The following is a 16,995-nucleotide window of genomic DNA, read 5'->3' as shown; positions in this document are numbered from 1 at the left end:
CAAAAAGACGCTTGCAACCCGCCTTTTTTGCTACGTGCTTGTGGCTTAGTCCGTCTGGTCCATCCGTACTGAATAGCGCACCTGCCCTTTCACAGGTTGGCTCCAATTCAGATGAACATCGCGCAGGCTGCTGCCCTGTTCGCCCTCAGTCCAAGGCAGATCATGCACGCGCGTGTTGCCTGCGTTGGTGATCGGCCCATCCGGCATCACGCTTTCAACCGTCAGCGCGCGCCCCGCAAAGGGCAAAGTCGTGGCCGTTTCCATCACCCAGGTGATGGCCTCGGTGGCCTGCGTATGGGTCAGGACCGCCGGATTGGACACGGGCTCGTTCACATTGTGGAATGTGTTGCCGGTGAAGACAAAGCTGCGGGTCCGGCTGTAGTCCAGATCGGCAAAGGTCGTATCCACATGCTCGACCCGGTCAATACGCCCGTTGAGCGAACGGAACACGTTGCCGATAACGGCAAAGCCATTGATGAAATGCCCTGGCCCATAGGGTTTGATCACAATAAAATTGAACCAGTCCGCCACATCGTTGGTCGTGAACATGTTTCCGGTGATCGTCAGACCGCCAAAGGAAAACTGCGCGCCAAAGGCCGGTGTTGCATCATGCTCGTTCGTCCATTCAATAAAGTTGTTGTCGCAATAGTTCCCGGTGAAAATGCTCTTGGGGTTCGGCAAGGTCAGGACGATCCCACCCATCCGCACGCCATTGACCTCATCATCGCCGTGGAACCAGTGGTTGCCCGTCATCAGGTTACCGGACCCAGCCAAAACGCAGAAATGCTTGAACTTGCTGGTCCGGTTATCGCGGATTTTGACATCGTTGGCATTGGCGTTGAACCCGATGCTCACGCGGTTCGCCACAGGCACGGATTGCTCCTGCGAAATCAGCTGGCAACGGTCAATCATCATTCCCTGACACCCACGCCCCGGTGACGTGAGACCACGGTCTTTGGGCCGGTTGATGAAACAATCACGGACATGAAAGGTAAACCCGTCGGGGGCCAGCATGATCCCGCTTGCGACGCCGCGGCCCTGAAACTCGATGTCGTCAAGGATGAACTGGCTGAATTTCTCATAGCCTGAAAAGTCGAGCATGTACTGAAAGCGCGAAAAGGTGAAAACCTGCGTGCCCTCCGCGTCAAAAAGCGGAAGGCTGAGTTCGAGTGTCTGTGCTGCTTCATTAACCGCAGTCACATAGATCTCGCGACCGACACCATTGCCCTGCACCAAAGACCCCACGGGGATGCTGGCCGCGTTGACTACATTTGTCAGACGCTTGTCATCGCTGGCGGAATAGGTCGCTTGCGACGTGACCTCGACCGTATCCCATGCCGCGCCATCGGCAGGCTGGAACTGGCCATTGCGGATCACACGGCGGGTTTCAAAGCGGGTGCGTGACGGGTCTGCCGCCTGCATGTCCACCGGTTCCGTCAACAAAATGCGGCGCCCACACAAATCAAGCGAATCATGGTCGGCAAAGTTTATCAAGGCCTGATAGGCCTTTTTGAACGCCAGTTCTTCGTCCTGAAAAGCCTTGAAATAGGTGTCGTAATTGTACTCCTGCTGCAAAATAAACCGATGTTCGGGCGCTTGGACAATCCGCCCCTCGAACTGGATACGGCTTTCGATTGTGACGTTGTTTTCCAAAAGGTAGTCACCGGCAGGCACCATGACGGTGCGGCCGTTCGCTGCAGCATCTGCAGCGTTGAACGCGGCACTATCGTCTGTCACGCCGTCGCCTTTCGCTCCGTAATCGCGGACATCCACCATACTCACCAGATCGCGCGTAAAGGCAGCCGTCACATCGGTGATCTCAATATCATCAAGCCGCACAACGCCGCCTGTAGGCCCTGTCAGGTCAATGCCGAAATGGCCATATTCGGCACCGGTCCATACCAGATCGACACCGCCACGATCCGCCGTGGCAACGATGGCTGAAACCTCAACAACCTGACCATAGCTTGTCAGCTGCCGCGCGGCACCGAAGGTCGTGACACCCGCCAGTTCCACACCGCCACCCTCACCGGGCCACCCGGCAATCCGGACCGCCGGCAAAGCGCCCGCAACCGCCTTGACCCGCGCAGTGATCTGCAAATAACACCCCGGAATGATTGGTGTTTCACCCTTATACCGCACCCGCTGCGTCGGGTCGATTTTCAGCAGTTCCAGACATCCTGCGAAATCCTGATCAGCCGCCACAAACACACCGGACCCGCTGGCGGCGTAAGAGTCTGACCCAGGCGTGCCGTCCGTGCTCGACCAGAGCGCCAGACCGGCAGAAAACGGCAATGGATCGAAAACGATTCCGTCAGTGATAGCTTTGTTCATGAAATGGCCCCTGAAGCTTGAAAAACAAAAGGCCCGGCGCAAACCGGGCCACCTGTGCAAGGGGTAACGTCAAGAATTAAACAGCGGCTGAGGGCACCGTCACGGCAGGCTACGCAACGCGGCTAGGCCCCGACATCGGGCGCGGGCAACAAGCGCACACCATTAATCTGCCAACCCTGCGCGGTTTCAACCATCTGATAATCCAGAATATGCAGGCCGCCCTGTGCATCACGCACCATCACCTTTTGCCAGAGCATCCCACCCAGATCGCGCAGTTCCAAGAACCGCACATCGGCATTGTCCCAGACCATGGGATAGCCCTGTTGAACCATCATGCCGAAATTGCCGGGATCGCCGAAAAGCCGTTTTATATTGGGGCTGGCGTATTGCCACGCCTCGGAAATATCGCGTTCGTTAAAGGCGTCCAGCTGGCTGCCGATCACGCTCTCGATCGCGTCGCTGTCCTGCGCAAAAGCCGCAGTCGCCGCGATCCAGAACCCCAAAACTACTGCCAAAATGCGCATGATCCGCGCCCTCCTGTGATCTCCTGTTCTAGAAGATACGTACGAAAGCGCGGATTAGTTTCAATAAACTTAGGACGCCGCCAGCTGCTGTTCGATCAGAGCAATGGTTTCATCCACACCGTAAAGCGCAATAAAGCCGCCAAAGCGCGGACCCTGCGAGGCGCCCAAAAGCACCTCGTAAAGGGCTGTGAACCAGTCGCGCAGCGGCTCAAACCCGTGCTCTTTACCCACGGCAAAGACCATTGTTTGAAGCTCTTCCGCATCCAGACCGCCATCCCACGCCTTCAAGCGATCCGCCAGATCGGTCAGTGCCGCGCGCTCTTGATCGGTCGGTGCACGGAACACTTTCGTCGGCTTCACAAAGTCGTTGTAATAGCGCACGGCAAACCCTGCAGCCTGATCCATCTGCGGGTTCTTCTCGGCTGACGCCTCTGGCGCATAACGCTGGATAAAGCCCCAAAGCGTGTCCTTGTCCTCGGCGCCGGACACGGAAGCAAGGTTCAACAGCATCGCAAAAGGCACCACCATATCTGAAGCGGGCACATCGCCACCGTGGATATGGAACACAGGGTTGTTTGCACGTCCTGCGTCATCCTGCGTGGCATAGGCGCGCAATTGCTGGTGATACTCGTCCACTGCCTTCGGGATCACATCGAAATGCATCCGCTTTGCTGTCTTGGGCTTGAGATACATGAAATAGCTCAGGCTCTCGGTCGAAGCATAGGTGAGCCATTCATCAATCGAGATGCCGTTGCCGGATGATTTGGAGATCTTCTGCCCCTTCTCATCCAGAAACAGTTCATAAGAGAAATGGTTCGGCTTCTTCCCGCCCAAAATCTCGCAAATCCGGTCATAGATCGCGGTATTTGTGGCGTGTTCCTTGCCGTACATCTCGAAATCAACGTCCAAAGCAGCCCAGCGCGCACCGAAATCAGGCTTCCATTGCAATTTCACATTGCCGCCCGTCACAGGCAGAGTCCATTCGCGGCCATCAGGGTCGTCAAAGGTCACCTCGCCCTTCTCCCCGTCCACATGCTTCATCGGCACATAAAGCACGCGCCCTGTCTCGGGATGGATCGGCAGGAAGATGGAATAGGTCTCCTGACGCTCTTCGCGCAGGGATTTCAGCATCACTGCCATGATGTCGTCATAGCGGGCAGCGGCACGCAGCAGGATCTCGTCAAACTGGCCGGTCTGATAAAACTCACGCGCGGAATAAAACTCATACTCGAACCCGAAGGTGTCGAGGAACCGCCGCAACATCGCGTTGTTGTGGTGACCAAAGCTTTCGTGCGTCCCGAAGGGATCAGGCACGGATGTCAGCGGCTTATGCATATGCTCGGCCAGCATCTCTTGGTTGGGCACATTGCCCGGCACTTTGCGCATCCCGTCAAGATCATCCGAAAAACAGATCAACTTGGTCGGAATATCAGAAATCACCTCGAACGCGCGGCGGATCATCGTGGTACGCAAGACTTCGCCAAACGTTCCGATATGCGGCAGACCGGATGGACCGTAACCTGTTTCAAACAGGACATACCCCTTTTCGGGGGCCTTGTTTTCATACCGTTTGAGCAATGCGCGCGCCTCTTCAAAGGGCCAGGCCTTCGACGTCATCGCTGCTTCACGCATAGTGCTCATGGTTCATCTCACATTCTGGGGGCAAGTCATTGTGATCGCCGCAACGCGCACTCCCTATTGCGAGACAGGCGAGGCGTCAATAAACGTGGCTTAGCACGCAAAGGAAATCCCCATGCTCGAAGACGCCCCACTGACCGCGCAAGACGCACTTGCGGCCCTTATGATCGCGGTTTCCGCGTCGGACGAAAACATCCGCACCGCAGAGCTTGTGAAAATAAACAGTGCAATCAACAACTTGCCTGTTTTCGCCGACTATGACCTCGAACGTCTGCCGCGTATGTCAAGAATGGTTTTCTCGCTGCTCGAGCAGGAAGACGGTCTTGAGGCCCTATTTGGCCTGATCCGCGACGCCCTGCCCGAACGTCTTTATGAGACCGCCTATGCACTTTCTTGTGATGTTGCCGCCGCTGACGGGCACATTGTTGGCACAGAGGTGCGGATGCTGGAAGAGATTCGCGAAGAACTGAACCTTGATCGCCTACACGCCGCAGCAATCGAACGCGGATCACGCGCACGGCACATGACGCTTTGATCAAACCCTGAATGCCAGATGTTTAAGAATATCCTGTTGCAAGCGCCGCGACCGGGTACTCCAGCCACGCGCGCCAGGCGGAGATTCGTCACCCTGCCGTTTGCCAGCCTCGCGCGCTTCCAGATCGGATGCAAAAATCGCAAAAGCCAGATCACGCCCGCCCTTGGTGCGCACGTAACCGGCAAGCGTTGACACAAAGTTGAGCGTGCCGGTCTTGGCCCTCACTGCCACCTGTGGATCGTCGATGGCCTGACCATCCTCGCCCACCAATGCAATGTCACGCAAAATCGGCTGCAAGGTCGGCTTCACATCCTGCGCCATCAACAAACGCACCATGTCACGGGGCGACAGCCGCGCCGCATCCCCCAAACCCGAGTGATCCACAAATTGCGGTTCAATTCCTTCCGCGCGGCGCGCAGCCCAAAGCGCCATGCTTAGGGCAGAGCTGCGCAGTCCACGTTGCGTACCGATGCGTGTCGCGGTCGCCGCCAAACCCGCAGCCTCGGCCGTTATATTCGTCGAATACCGCAACATGCCCTGCATCATCTCGTTCAATGGCGCACTGGCATAGCGTACCAGCGGTGTTCCCGTAGGGCGCTCTGGCGTCTGTTGCGGCGCGTTCAAAACGATCCCGTGACTGCGTGCAAAAACCGTAAAAACCTCACCAGCATAAAGCGCGGGTTGGCGCACCGGCAGCCAGCGTGATCCCTCTTTATTGAGCGCACGCCGCGCCACAGTCCATTGGTCCACACCACCACCATTACGGTAGGTGAACACTGGCACTGCACGGTCCACAATCGCAATCTGCGCTGTGGTCACTTCGGGGCGGTAATTTGCGCTGCGGGCATCCAGCGTGGTGACATAGTCCGCGCCGTCTTGTTTCCATTCAAAATGCACACGGTTGAAATTCAGGTTCAGACCGGTGACCGCTGGATTGTAACCGAGATGATCCAGCTGGCTGTCGTCAATTTCGTCAAGATTGGTCAGGGCATCGTCCCACACCAGAAAGTCCCCACGCACTTCACGCAGGCCGGTTTCCTTCAGTCTTTTGGCAAGTTCAGCAACTTGATCCGTCACAAGATTAGGGTCACCCCCACCGGCCAAAATCAAATTACCATCTAAAATGCCATTACTTATGGGCCCATCAGCAAATAAGCGGGTATCAAAGGTGTGCTGCGCGCCCAGTGCCTCTAGCGCATAAAGGGCTGTAAAGACCTTGGTTACGCTTGCAGGCGGCTGCGCAACCGCCCCCTCGATATCCTCAAGCACCTCTCCGCTTTGCATATCCGCAACCAGAACCCCCACCGCGCCAGAGGTCGTGCGCGATGACACCATCTTGGCAATGGCATCGCGGGCAGGCACGCGTGCAGTAGGGCGCAGGGACGTCAGAGGGGCCTCTGCATAGGCTGCCGTGGCAAGCGCTGAAACCGCCCCGGACAACATTGCGCGACGGGTCAGGCGCATTACCATTCCCCCCGCTTGCGGATCGCCGTTGAGGACTGGTCTGACATGGGCAAATTGACAAAGGACCATGCCGGCGCATCTGCCCGTCCAAGCGTATGCGCCGCACGCCCCGGAATGCGTGCGCGCGCATAGACTTTTGCCGCTTTCGACATGCGCGCCGCGATCCGATCTCCTGGACGCGCCAACACGCCAATGGGAACGGTGTCCATAATCCAGCGCCAGTCTTGCCACAGGTGGAACTGCGCCAGATTATCAGCGCCCATGATCCACACGAACCGCACACCAGGGTACCGGCGGCGCAAGGCCATCAGCGTCTGCGCTGTATACCGCGTGCCCAGTTGCGCCTCGATATCAGTGACAGTGACACGCGGATGATCCATCATCGCACGCGCGGCCTGCATCCTGTCAGCCAAAGGTGCCGGTCCATTCTCTTTGAGCGGATTGCCGGGTGACACCAGCCACCACAGCCGGTCCAGCCTGAACCGCTTCAACGCAGCCTTGGAGATATGGACATGGCCCGCATGCGGCGGATCAAAGGACCCTCCCAGCAAACCGATCACCTGACCGCGCTTTGCGACAGGCCGCGCACTCATTGCGCAGGCCCTATCTGTTGCATATTGGCGGCTGCAGACTGCATCAGCATAGATTTCTCAAGGGTCATTTCCATCCTGGCCGTAGTAGCCATTTCATAACCCTGCCTGTCAATGCACGCAAACGTCAGCCCCCGAGCGCACGCTGTCTTTTCATCGTGACAAATGCATGCCAATCTTTGCCCATGAATACCCTGACCACGCGCGCTGGCGCCCCGCTTTCCCGGCTCACCTTTGGCACGATGCAATTCGGCGGCACCGCTGACGCAACGGCCAGTCAAGCCATGTTTGACGCGGCCCGCGCCGGTGGCATCAACCACTTTGACACGGCTGTGCTCTATACGGGTGGCGCGTCTGAAACGCTGCTTGGCGCAATGATCAAGGCGGACCGCGACTCTCTCTATCTCGCCACCAAAGTAGGCTATGTGGGCGGTGCCTCGCACGCGAATATCACCAGCCAGTTCGATATGTGCCGTCAACACCTGCAAGAAGATGCTGTCGATCTGCTCTACATGCACCGTTTCGACGATGAGACGCCGCTTGAGGAAACATTCAGCACATTGGCAGAATTGCAAACACAAGGCCTGATCCGCCACATCGGCGTGTCGAACTATGCCGCATGGCAGGTGATGAAGGCCCAAAGCGTTGCAAAATCACTGGGGACGCAAATCGACGTGATCCAGCCGATGTATAGTCTGGTCAAACGCCAGAGCGAGGTCGAGATTTTCCCCATGGCTGCCGATCAGGGCATTACAATCGTGCCCTATTCACCCTTGGGGGGCGGGTTGCTGACGGGCAAATATGCCAAGGGTGGCACCGGTCGCCTGTCGACCGATGCGCGGTATCAGGCGCGCTATGCGCAGGACTGGATGCATGAAACGGCAAAACAACTGACAGCCCTTGGCGCAGAGCTTGGCGTCGACCCGGCGACACTGGCCGTTGCGTGGGCTGCCAACCACCCGGTCAAACCGCTCCCCATTATCTCGGCCCGCGCTGAGGAACAGCTCCATCCCTCTTTGCAGGCCGAAAAATTCACGATGACACCTGAACTTTATGACAAAATCACCGCACTCAGCATCACACCCCCACCCGCAACAGACAGGCTTGAAGAAGCATGATTGATTTTCTGATCATTGGCGGCGGCATTGCTGGTGTTTCGGCTGCCGCACGCCTCTCGAAACTGGGCAGCGTAACGCTCTTGGAGGGTGAAGACGCCCTTGCCTATCATGCCTCCGGCCGGTCTGCGGCCCTGTTTGAACAGAACTACGGCAAGCCCTCAACGATTGCACTGAACAAGGCCAGCCATGCCTTTCATAAAGCGGCCGATGTACTCAGCCCCCGCGGTTTGATGCTCATCGGCGATGCGGAAACTGCCGAAGCCTTTGCCGCCGATCTGGACTCCATGCATCTTGACAGCATCACCGTCACAGAGGCCAAGACCATGGTGCCGATCCTTGATGACACCATTGTTGATCGCGCAGCCTTCGATACGGCGGCGTCTGATATCGATACGGACAAACTCGTGCAAACCTTCGCCAAGATGGCGCGACAGAACGGCGCGACCATCAGCACGAAAGCGCGCGTCGCAAGCATCAGTCGCAACGCCACAGGTTGGACCGTGCATGCGGGAACCGAAACTTTCGAGGCGCGCCATCTGGTGAATGCTGCGGGCGCATGGGTTGATGAAATCGCTGTGATGGCAGGGATCACACCCTTGGGCTTTACCCCTCTGCGCCGCTCGATGGCGCGGATCCCCGCGCCCGGCGGCCATGACGTGAGCGGCTGGCCAATGATCTTCGGACCGGGCGAAAACTGGTACGCCAAACCCGACGCAGGCGCGCTGATCGTATCACCCGCCGAGGAAGACCCCGTCACCCCGCATGACGCCTATGCCGACGACATGGTGCTGGCCGAGGGACTTGCCCGATATGAGGCCAATGTGACCGAACCGGTCACACGTTTGCTCAGCTCGTGGGCTGGCCTGCGCACCTTCTCGCCTGACCGGACGCTGGTGCTCGGGCCCGACAGCCGCGATCCCAGCTTTATCTGGTGCGCAGGCCAAGGCGGATACGGGATGCAGTCCGCCCCCGCCGCCGCACAGTTGTTGCATGACCTGATCGCCGGGGCGCCTTCGGAACTCCCCAAAGACACCGTTGCAGCACTCTCGCCACAGCGCTTTGCGTAAAGTGGGTTTCAACCCACCTTACCGCTACCCATCCACACGGATCGTTGCATTTTTGGGATCATAGGGGCTGTCTTCGACAACCTCGGCGTCCCAAAGCTGGTCAAGCATCTTGACCTGCAGTTTCGTCCCAACAACCGCAAGCTCTGGCCGTACATACCCCATGCCAATCGATTTCTCGAATGCCACCGAATACCCGCCCGACGTCAAACGCCCTACACGGGTGCCATCCATGGCATAAAGCGCCTCACGGCCCCAAGGGTCCGCATCCTCTGGCCCATCAATCAACAAGGTCACGCATTTGGAACGAATACCTTTCGCTTCCATCGCGGCCTTCCCGTTGAACTCCTTGGACAGATCCACAAACCGCGGCAGATCGGCCTCCAGCGGTGTCGCATCACGGCCCAACTCGGTCCCGAAAGCGCGATAGGATTTCTCCTGCCGCAACCAGTTCTGCGCGCGTGCGCCAACCAGCTTCATGCCATGCGGCTCGCCTGCTTTTTCCAGCAGATCGAAGAGGTAGTTCTGCATCTCGATCGGGTGATGCAGCTCCCATCCCAGCTCGCCGGTATAGGCCACACGGATCGCATTCACCGGACACATGCCCAGTTCGATCTGCTTGGCCGAAAGCCAAGGGAACCGCTTGTTGGACAGTGCAGTCGCCGGGTCCGCATCCTTGATCACCGCGTTCAGGACATCGCGCGATTTCGGTCCCGCGATGGCAAAAACGCCCCATTGGGTGGTCACGTTCTGTACGTCAATGCGGCCAAACTCCGGTTCCTTATCGGCAACTGCCTTGTTCAGGAAATCCGCGTCATAGTCCGTCCAGGCACCTGCCGAAACAAGGTAATATTCATCCTCTTTCAACCGGACGATGGTATATTCCGTGCGCGTCGTGCCGTGATCTGTCAGTGCATAGGTCAGATTGATCCGCCCCACACGCGGCAGCTTGTTGGTGGTGAACCAGTCCAGAAACGCCGTGGCACCGGGCCCTTTGACGATATGTTTGGTGAATGCGGTGGCGTCGATCAGGCCGACACCTTCCCGCACAGCCTTGGCCTCTTCGACTGCATATTGCCACCAGCCACCACGGCGGAACGAGCGGCTGTCGTGATCATTGAACCCCAAGGGCGCATAATAATTCGGACGCTCCCACCCGTTCACAAAACCGAATTGCGCGCCGCGTGCCGCCTGACGGTCATAGGCAGGCGATGTGCGCAGCGGACGACAGGCAGGGCGCTCTTCATCGGGGTGATGCAGGATATAGACGTGCTCATAGGCCTCTTCGTTCTTGCGCGCGGCCCACTCTGTGGTCATCCAACTGCCGTAGCGCTTGGGATCAAGCGACGCCATGTCGATCTCGGCCTCGCCCTCGACCATCATCTGGGCAAGGTAATAGCCCGTACCACCCGCCGCTGTGATCCCGAAAGAAAACCCTTCCGCCAACCACATATTACGCAAGCCCGGCGCAGGGCCAACCAGCGGGTTGCCATCGGGTGTATAACAGATCGGGCCGTTGAAATCGTCCTTCAGACCGCTTTCCTCACAAGACGGAATGCGGTGGATCATCGCCATATACTGCTCTTCGATCCGTTCCAGATCGAGCGGGAACAGGTCGGCACGGAAAGTCTCGGGCACGCCGTATTCAAAAACCGCAGGTGCACCTTTTTCATAAACACCCAAAATCCAGCCACCACGCTCTTCGCGCACATAGGATTGCGCATCGGCGTCACGGATGACGGGGTGTTCGACATGGCCCTCGGCGCGGAAATCAACCAGCGCAGGGTCTTGGTCCATGACGATAAACTGGTGTTCCACAGGGATCGCAGGGATCTTGATCCCCAGCTTTCTGGCCGTGGTCTGCGCATGGTTGCCGGATGCGGTCACGACATGCTCTGCCGTGATCACGATCTGCTCGTCCGAAGGGACAAGGTTGCCGCCCTTTTCGACCATCTTGGTACAGGTGACTTCCCACGCTTTACCATTCCAGTGAAACGCATCCGCCTGCCATTTCCGTTCGATCGCAACACCGCGCTGGCGGGCTCCTTTGGCCATCGCTTGGGTCACATCAGCAGGGTTAATATAGCCGTCCGTGTGATGATAAAGCGCACCCTTCAAATCCTCGGTCCGGATCAGGGGCCACTTCGCCTTGATCTCGTCAGGCGTCATCCAGACGTAAGGCACGTCACATGTCTCGGCGGTCGACGCATAGAGCATATACTCATCCATACGCTCTTGCGTCTGGGCCATCCGCAGGTTGCCCACGACAGCGAAACCGGCGTTCAGGCCCGTTTCCGCCTCAAGCGATTTGTAGAAATCGACCGAGTATTTATGGATATGTGTTGTCGCAAACGACATGTTGAACAGCGGCAGCAGCCCTGCGGCATGCCACGTCGAGCCCGAGGTCAACTCGTCCCGCTCCAGCAGCATCACATCATCCCAGCCGGCTTTCGCAAGGTGATATGCAATGGACGTGCCAACCGCGCCGCCGCCGACGACCAGAGCTTTGACTTGGGTTTTCATGATGACGACTCCCTTGGCATCTTTGACGCCAATTTGCGCGAAACCGTCACAAAGCGATAGAACCAGCCGACGCGTTTCGGTGCGAAAGCGACAAAGCCCAGATCAAAGCCCGGATCAAAGCATTGAAGGCACGACGAGATCAGGCGGCCTGTGGCCATCGGCAAAGGTCTTGATGTTCACAATCACCTTCTCGCCCATCTCGATCCGGCCCTCGAGTGTGGCCGATCCCATATGCGGCAAAAGGATCGCGTTGGAGAGTTCACGCAAGCGCGGATTGATCTCATGCCCCCGCTCGAACACATCCAGACCCGCGCCCGCAATTTCCCCCGCCCGCAACATCCGCGTCAGCGCGTTTTCATCAATCACTTCACCACGCGATGTGTTCACAATCACCGCAGTGGGCTTCATCAGCTTCAGCCGCCGTGCATTCATCAGGTGGAATGTCGAGGGCGTATGCGGGCAGTTGATCGACAGGATGTCGACACGGGCTACCATCTGATCAAGGCTTTCCCAATAGGTCGCGTCCAACTCTTCCTCGATCTCGGGGCGCAGACGCCTGCGATTATGATAGTGGACCTGCATCCCGAAGGCTTTCGCGCGGCGCGCCACGGCCTGCCCGATCCGGCCCATCCCCAGAATACCTAAGCGGCGGCCCTTGATCCGTCCGCCCAGCATTGCCGTAGGCGCCCATCCACCCCAGCTATCGGACTGCGCGACACGTATCCCCTCGGCCATGCGGCGGGTCACAGCCAAAATCAGCGCGATCACAATGTCGGCGGTATCTTCCGTCACCACACCGGGCGTGTTCGACACATGGATGCCCCGCTGGCGGGCCGTAGCCACATCAATGTGGTCCACACCGGCTCCGAAATTCGCAATCAGTTTCAGCTGATCGCCCGCGCGGGCCAAAAGTTTCGCATCAATCTTGTCAGTGATCGTACACACCAGAACATCCGCGCGGCCCATCGCATCGGCCAGTTGCTCGGTCGTCATCGGTGTGTCGTCATCACGCAATTCAACGTCGAAAAGCTCTTTCAGTCGGGTCTCGACAACCTCAGGCAACCGTCGCGTCACGACAACACTCATTTGCTTACCTGGCATCTGTTGCACTCCATAGCTTTTCAAATTCAACTTGTCATGGCAGGTTGCGCCAAAGGGACGCGCAGCACAAGAACCGCGCGCCGCAAAATGAGTAGTAAGGGCAAACAATGGGTGCAATAGCGCATTGGTTTCGCGTGTTTTGGGTCGCGGCATTCGCGATCGTGATCTGTATGAGCGCAGGTGTCGCCCAGCAAAATGACGCAGGCCCCGCAATCGGCCCAGAAACGAACCTGCCTTTGCCCCGCTACGTGTCGCTCCGCGCCGGAGAGGCCAACGTCCGCCGCGGCCCGTCACTGTCACACCGCATTGATTGGGTCTTTCAGCGCCGTGACATGCCGCTTCAGATCATCGCTGAATACGGCCACTGGCGGCGGGTCATCGACCGCGACGGTCAAGGCGGCTGGGTGCATTACCGCATGCTGTCAGGGGCCCGCACGGCCATTGTCGAAGCGGATGACCTGATCCTGCGCAGCCGCCCCGAACCTAACGCCACCGAGAACGCAATCTTGGAAGCAGGTGTCGTGGCGCGCCTTGGCGACTGCAACCCCGACTGGTGCGAATTGACCGCAGGTGGCTACAAAGGCTGGGCCCCGAAGACGGCCATCTGGGGCGTCGCGGATGCGGAAATCCGTGACTGAACACGCATGCGCGGGCTAGCGTTGTGCTGACGTAGTCGTTAGCACAGACCCCATGAACGATACACGCCTCAACCTTTCTGCCGGAGTTCTCTCTGTCTCGGTCGCACTGATCCTCGTGCTGGCCAAGCTTTGGGCGTTGTCGCAAACCGGATCGCTCGCCGTGGCCGCCACCTTGGCCGACAGTGCGCTTGACCTGATGATGTCACTGGGGGGTCTGATCGCCATCGCCTATGCGGCCAAACCCGCCGATGATGACCACAATTTCGGCCACACTTCAGCCGAGGATCTGGCGGCACTCGCCCAATCCACCTTCATCATGATTTCCGCAGGCGTGATCGCGTTTGCCGCAATTTTCCGTCTGTTGGATGACACTGTTGTCCTGCCTGAACGTGAAGGCCAAGGCATTGCAATTATGTTTTTTTCCATCTGCCTGACGCTGGCCTTGGTGATCTGGCAACGCCATGTCGCGGCCAAGACCGACAATAAGGTCGTCAAGGCAGACAGCCTGCATTACATCGGCGATCTGATCCCGAATATCGGCGCGATCATCGCACTCTGGGCCTCTGCCGCCTTTGGCCTGCACCAGATCGACAGCGTCGTGGCGTTGGGTGCCGCTGCCTTCCTGGGCTTCGGCGCCATCCGCATCGGCAAAGCCGCATGGGACGCGCTGATGGACCGCCAAGCCGACCCCGAGATGATCGCAGGCATCGCTGCAATCGCCGAGAACTTCGACGGCATCCACGGCTACCACGACCTGAAAACACGCGTCGCAGGCAGCCGCGTTTTCGTGAACCTGCATATCGAACTTGATGGCGACCAGACCCTGCACGAGGCGCATCGCATCGGCGCGCGCCTGCGCCGCGCGATTATCGCAGCCTACCCCCGCGCCGATGTTCTGATCCACAAAGATCCTGTCGGGGTGACCAAACACCCAGACGACGACCGCCCCTAGGCGGCTTTATCCAGACCCCGGCCTTTCAGCAGCGCCTCAACCCCCGGCAAACGCCCACGAAACGCAGTATAAAGATCGGCAGCATCCACTGACCCGCCCGAGGACAGCACCGTTTCTTCCAACCGCTTGGCCGTGGCGCTGTCAAAGGGATCGCCCGCCTCTTCAAATGCAGCGAAAGCATCCGCATCCATCACCTCGGACCACATGTAGCTGTAGTAGCCGCTGGAATAGCCGTCACCGGCAAAGACATGGGCGAAATGCGGTGTCGCATGGCGCATCCGGATCGCATGGGGCATCCCGATGTCTTCCAGAATCTCGGCCTGCCGCTGCATCGGATCGGCAGGGGCCGGTCCGTCATGAAAGCCCAGATCAACAAGCGCAGAGGCGACGTATTCTACCGTTTGGAAACCCATGTCGTACGTTGCAGCACCCAACATGCGGTTCAACAAATCCTCAGGCATCGGCTTGCCCGTATCGGCATGCGTCGCGAATTCGGCCAGCACCTCAGGCACCTCCAACCAGTGCTCGTAAAGCTGGCTTGGCAGTTCCACAAAGTCCCGCGCCACGGATGTGCCCGAGATGCTTTCATAGGTCACATCCGACAGCATCTGGTGTAGCGCATGGCCGAATTCATGGAACAGGGTGCGCGCATCGTCATAAGAGAGCAGCGCAGGCTTGCCCGCCTCCGGTTTGGCGAAATTGCATACATTCACCACATGCGGGCGAATATCGCCGCTCAACCGCTGCTGCGATCGCATTGCCGAACACCATGCACCCGAGCGTTTGGAACCACGCGCAAAATAGTCACCGATGAACACTGCAATATGCGTGCCATCGCGGGTCACTTCCCACAGGCGCACATCAGGGTGGTAGACCGGCCCCTCAATCGGCGCGAATTCCAGCCCGAAGAGACGGTTGGCGCAGGCAAATGCCGCTTCAATCATCCGGTCCAATTGCAGATAGGGCTTCAGTTCCGCCTCATCGAGATCATGCAATTCCTTGCGGCGCTTTTCCGCATAGAACCGCCAGTCCCAAGGCTCGAGCGGGCCATCAAACCCGTCTGCATGCAGCATCCGCTGCAAGACGGCCCCATCAGCCTCTGCGGCAGCCTTCGCAGGCTTCCAGACCTGCATCAACAAATCACGCACAGCGGCAGGTGTCCCTGCCATCTCGGTTTCCAGCTTGAAATCAGCGAAGGTATCGTAGCCCAACAGCTTTGCGCGCTCTTGCCGGAGCTTCAATGTCTCGGCGGCAAGCGCACGGTTATCCGTCTCGCCACCATTCGCGCCGCGCGCACCCCATGCCTCATAGGCCTTTTGGCGCAAATCCCGCCGCTCGGAAAACTGCAAGAACGGCACAATCAGCGACCGCGAAAGTGTCACAACAGGCCCGCCCGCGTCCTTCTCTTCGCCCGCCGCTTTCGCTGTCGCGATCACAAAATCCGGCAGGCCATCCAGATCATCGGCACCCAGTTTCATAAACCATGCACGCTCATCCGCCAACAGGTTCTGGGTGAAACTGGTCCCCAACACCGACAGGCGCGATTTCACATCACGCAGGGCCTCGGCAGACTTCCCTTCCAGCTGCGCACCCGAACGCACAAACCCACGCCGCGTCAGCATCAACACACGGTCTTGCTCAGGCGTCAGATCAAGTGCGGCGCGGTTCTCCCAAACCGCCTCGACCCGCGCAAACAGCGCTTTGTTTTCTGAAACCTCAGAGCCATAAGCACTCAAAAGCGGGGCAAAATCACGCTGCAAGGCCTCGCGCTTGGGGTTACTGTCAGCCCCCGCCAAACTGTAGAACGCCCCCAAAACTCGGCCCAAGGTATCATCGGCCCGCTCCAGAGCCTCAATCGTATTGGTGAAATCGGGCGCGTCGGGGTTTTCCGCAATCGCGGCAATATTCGCGCGCGATATGGCGAGTGCGGCATCAACAGCCGGCGCAAAATCATCATCAGAAATCACATCGAACGGCGGCAACCCAAAAGGCGTGTCCCATTCAGCAAGCAACGGATTTGTCATCAGTAGTCTCCTTTGCAGCAAGAGGTAGTGCGCGATGCCCCTTGGCACCACCCCTTGGTAAAAAACGCACATCCCGTGCTCACCGCGTCCGCATCCGTTTCTCGAACCGGCGCAAGGCGATCGACAGGGTAATCGTGATCGTCAGATAGACCAGAGCAACCACATTATAAGTCTCGAAATAGCGGAAATTGCCTGCCGCTGTGACCTTGCCCAGTTGGGTCACATCGGTGACGCCCAGCACAGACACAAGCGACGAATCCTTCACCATTGCCACAAAATCATTGCCCAAGGGCGGCAGGATCATGCGCAGCGCCTGCGGAAAAACAATAAACCGAAACCGGTGCCATCGGTTCAGACCCAGCGCCTCTGCCGCCTCAATCTGGCCTTCATCAACCGATTGCAGGCCCGCGCGAAACACCTCCGCCAGAAAGGATGAATAGGCGATGGTCAGTGCAATCACCGCCCGCCACAGGAGCGAAAAATCCCGCGT

14 protein-coding genes are annotated in these 16,995 nt (G+C 58.4%); 5 read left to right on the top strand and 9 right to left on the bottom strand.

Features of this window, described 5'->3' with window-relative positions:
- Positions 1-45: 45 nt before the first annotated feature.
- The 3 genes from VGP75_RS06255 to VGP75_RS06245 form a co-directional block, all read right to left on the bottom strand.
- Positions 46-2,334, bottom strand: coding sequence for a glycosyl hydrolase family 28-related protein (locus tag VGP75_RS06255; protein WP_327542834.1), 2,289 nt, complete (start codon positions 2,332-2,334; stop codon positions 46-48).
- A 122-nt stretch (positions 2,335-2,456) separates the two neighbouring features.
- Positions 2,457-2,858, bottom strand: a complete 402-nt coding sequence (locus tag VGP75_RS06250; RefSeq protein ID WP_327542833.1) for a DUF4864 domain-containing protein — start codon at positions 2,856-2,858, stop codon at positions 2,457-2,459.
- A gap of 69 nt (positions 2,859-2,927) precedes the next feature.
- A complete protein-coding gene (locus tag VGP75_RS06245) occupies positions 2,928-4,499 on the bottom strand; it encodes a lysine--tRNA ligase (RefSeq protein ID WP_327542832.1) in 1,572 nt (523 codons plus the stop codon).
- A 112-nt stretch (positions 4,500-4,611) separates the two neighbouring features.
- Between VGP75_RS06245 and VGP75_RS06240 the strand changes: the two genes are divergently transcribed.
- The gene (locus VGP75_RS06240) at positions 4,612-5,031 is read left to right on the top strand and encodes a tellurite resistance TerB family protein (protein ID WP_327542831.1); all 420 of its coding nucleotides are present in this window, start codon (positions 4,612-4,614) and stop codon (positions 5,029-5,031) included.
- On the opposite strand, the gene dacB is transcribed toward VGP75_RS06240, so the two are convergent.
- Together dacB and VGP75_RS06230 are read right to left on the bottom strand one after the other, a co-directional pair.
- On the bottom strand, positions 5,032-6,495 hold the full coding sequence (gene dacB / locus VGP75_RS06235; RefSeq protein ID WP_327542830.1) for a D-alanyl-D-alanine carboxypeptidase/D-alanyl-D-alanine endopeptidase: 1,464 nt from the start codon (positions 6,493-6,495) through the stop codon (positions 5,032-5,034). It abuts the gene before it with no gap.
- The gene (locus tag VGP75_RS06230) at positions 6,495-7,088 is read right to left on the bottom strand and encodes a nicotinate-nucleotide adenylyltransferase (RefSeq protein WP_327542829.1); all 594 of its coding nucleotides are present in this window, start codon (positions 7,086-7,088) and stop codon (positions 6,495-6,497) included. Before VGP75_RS06230 ends, dacB begins: the two co-directional genes overlap by 1 nt.
- Before the next feature lie 182 nt (positions 7,089-7,270).
- Here VGP75_RS06230 and VGP75_RS06225 point away from each other — a divergent pair, with 182 nt between their 5' ends.
- Both VGP75_RS06225 and VGP75_RS06220 read left to right on the top strand, forming a co-directional pair.
- A complete protein-coding gene (locus VGP75_RS06225) occupies positions 7,271-8,203 on the top strand; it encodes an aldo/keto reductase (protein WP_327542828.1) in 933 nt (310 codons plus the stop codon).
- Entirely contained in the window at positions 8,200-9,270 is a 1,071-nt protein-coding gene (locus VGP75_RS06220; protein ID WP_327542827.1) for an NAD(P)/FAD-dependent oxidoreductase, read from the top strand. Before VGP75_RS06225 ends, VGP75_RS06220 begins: the two co-directional genes overlap by 4 nt.
- A gap of 24 nt (positions 9,271-9,294) precedes the next feature.
- On the opposite strand, the gene VGP75_RS06215 is transcribed toward VGP75_RS06220, so the two are convergent.
- Complete coding sequence (locus tag VGP75_RS06215; RefSeq protein ID WP_327542826.1) at positions 9,295-11,790, bottom strand: GcvT family protein; 2,496 nt, start codon at positions 11,788-11,790, stop codon at positions 9,295-9,297.
- Between the two features lie 114 nt (positions 11,791-11,904).
- Positions 11,905-12,891 carry a 2-hydroxyacid dehydrogenase gene (locus VGP75_RS06210; RefSeq protein WP_327542825.1) on the bottom strand — a complete coding sequence of 329 codons (987 nt, stop codon included), beginning with the start codon at positions 12,889-12,891 and terminating at the stop codon, positions 11,905-11,907.
- Between the two features lie 170 nt (positions 12,892-13,061).
- Between VGP75_RS06210 and VGP75_RS06205 the strand changes: the two genes are divergently transcribed.
- On the top strand, positions 13,062-13,529 hold the full coding sequence (locus VGP75_RS06205) for an SH3 domain-containing protein (RefSeq protein ID WP_414727783.1): 468 nt from the start codon (positions 13,062-13,064) through the stop codon (positions 13,527-13,529).
- A gap of 52 nt (positions 13,530-13,581) precedes the next feature.
- Positions 13,582-14,481, top strand: coding sequence for a cation diffusion facilitator family transporter (locus tag VGP75_RS06200; protein ID WP_327542823.1), 900 nt, complete (start codon positions 13,582-13,584; stop codon positions 14,479-14,481).
- On the opposite strand, the gene VGP75_RS06195 is transcribed toward VGP75_RS06200, so the two are convergent.
- Together VGP75_RS06195 and VGP75_RS06190 are read right to left on the bottom strand one after the other, a co-directional pair.
- The gene (locus VGP75_RS06195) at positions 14,478-16,505 is read right to left on the bottom strand and encodes a M3 family metallopeptidase (RefSeq protein ID WP_327542822.1); all 2,028 of its coding nucleotides are present in this window, start codon (positions 16,503-16,505) and stop codon (positions 14,478-14,480) included. The genes VGP75_RS06200 and VGP75_RS06195 overlap by 4 nt on opposite strands.
- 79 nt (positions 16,506-16,584) lie before the next feature.
- Positions 16,585-16,995: amino acid ABC transporter permease (locus VGP75_RS06190; protein WP_327542821.1), on the bottom strand; the 411-nt coding region annotated here is incomplete at its 5' end.

The sequence above is a fragment of the Yoonia sp. genome (assembly GCF_036007805.1).
GTDB lineage: Bacteria > Pseudomonadota > Alphaproteobacteria > Rhodobacterales > Rhodobacteraceae > Yoonia.
This window is presented reverse-complemented; position numbering and strand designations above follow the sequence as displayed.

Excerpts from the sequence above, each read along its gene's own strand:
- VGP75_RS06255 (WP_327542834.1), bottom strand. The coding sequence starts at position 2,334 with ATGAACAAAGCTATCACTGACGGAATCGTTTTCGATCCATTGCCGTTT.
- VGP75_RS06250 (WP_327542833.1), bottom strand. The coding sequence starts at position 2,858 with ATGCGCATTTTGGCAGTAGTTTTGGGGTTCTGGATCGCGGCGACTGCG.
- VGP75_RS06245 (WP_327542832.1), bottom strand. The coding sequence starts at position 4,499 with ATGAGCACTATGCGTGAAGCAGCGATGACGTCGAAGGCCTGGCCCTTT.
- VGP75_RS06240 (WP_327542831.1), top strand. The coding sequence starts at position 4,612 with ATGCTCGAAGACGCCCCACTGACCGCGCAAGACGCACTTGCGGCCCTT.
- dacB (WP_327542830.1), bottom strand. The coding sequence starts at position 6,495 with ATGCGCCTGACCCGTCGCGCAATGTTGTCCGGGGCGGTTTCAGCGCTT.
- VGP75_RS06230 (WP_327542829.1), bottom strand. The coding sequence starts at position 7,088 with ATGAGTGCGCGGCCTGTCGCAAAGCGCGGTCAGGTGATCGGTTTGCTG.
- VGP75_RS06225 (WP_327542828.1), top strand. The coding sequence starts at position 7,271 with ATGAATACCCTGACCACGCGCGCTGGCGCCCCGCTTTCCCGGCTCACC.
- VGP75_RS06220 (WP_327542827.1), top strand. The coding sequence starts at position 8,200 with ATGATTGATTTTCTGATCATTGGCGGCGGCATTGCTGGTGTTTCGGCT.
- VGP75_RS06215 (WP_327542826.1), bottom strand. The coding sequence starts at position 11,790 with ATGAAAACCCAAGTCAAAGCTCTGGTCGTCGGCGGCGGCGCGGTTGGC.
- VGP75_RS06210 (WP_327542825.1), bottom strand. The coding sequence starts at position 12,891 with ATGCCAGGTAAGCAAATGAGTGTTGTCGTGACGCGACGGTTGCCTGAG.
- VGP75_RS06205 (WP_414727783.1), top strand. The coding sequence starts at position 13,062 with ATGAGCGCAGGTGTCGCCCAGCAAAATGACGCAGGCCCCGCAATCGGC.
- VGP75_RS06200 (WP_327542823.1), top strand. The coding sequence starts at position 13,582 with ATGAACGATACACGCCTCAACCTTTCTGCCGGAGTTCTCTCTGTCTCG.
- VGP75_RS06195 (WP_327542822.1), bottom strand. The coding sequence starts at position 16,505 with ATGACAAATCCGTTGCTTGCTGAATGGGACACGCCTTTTGGGTTGCCG.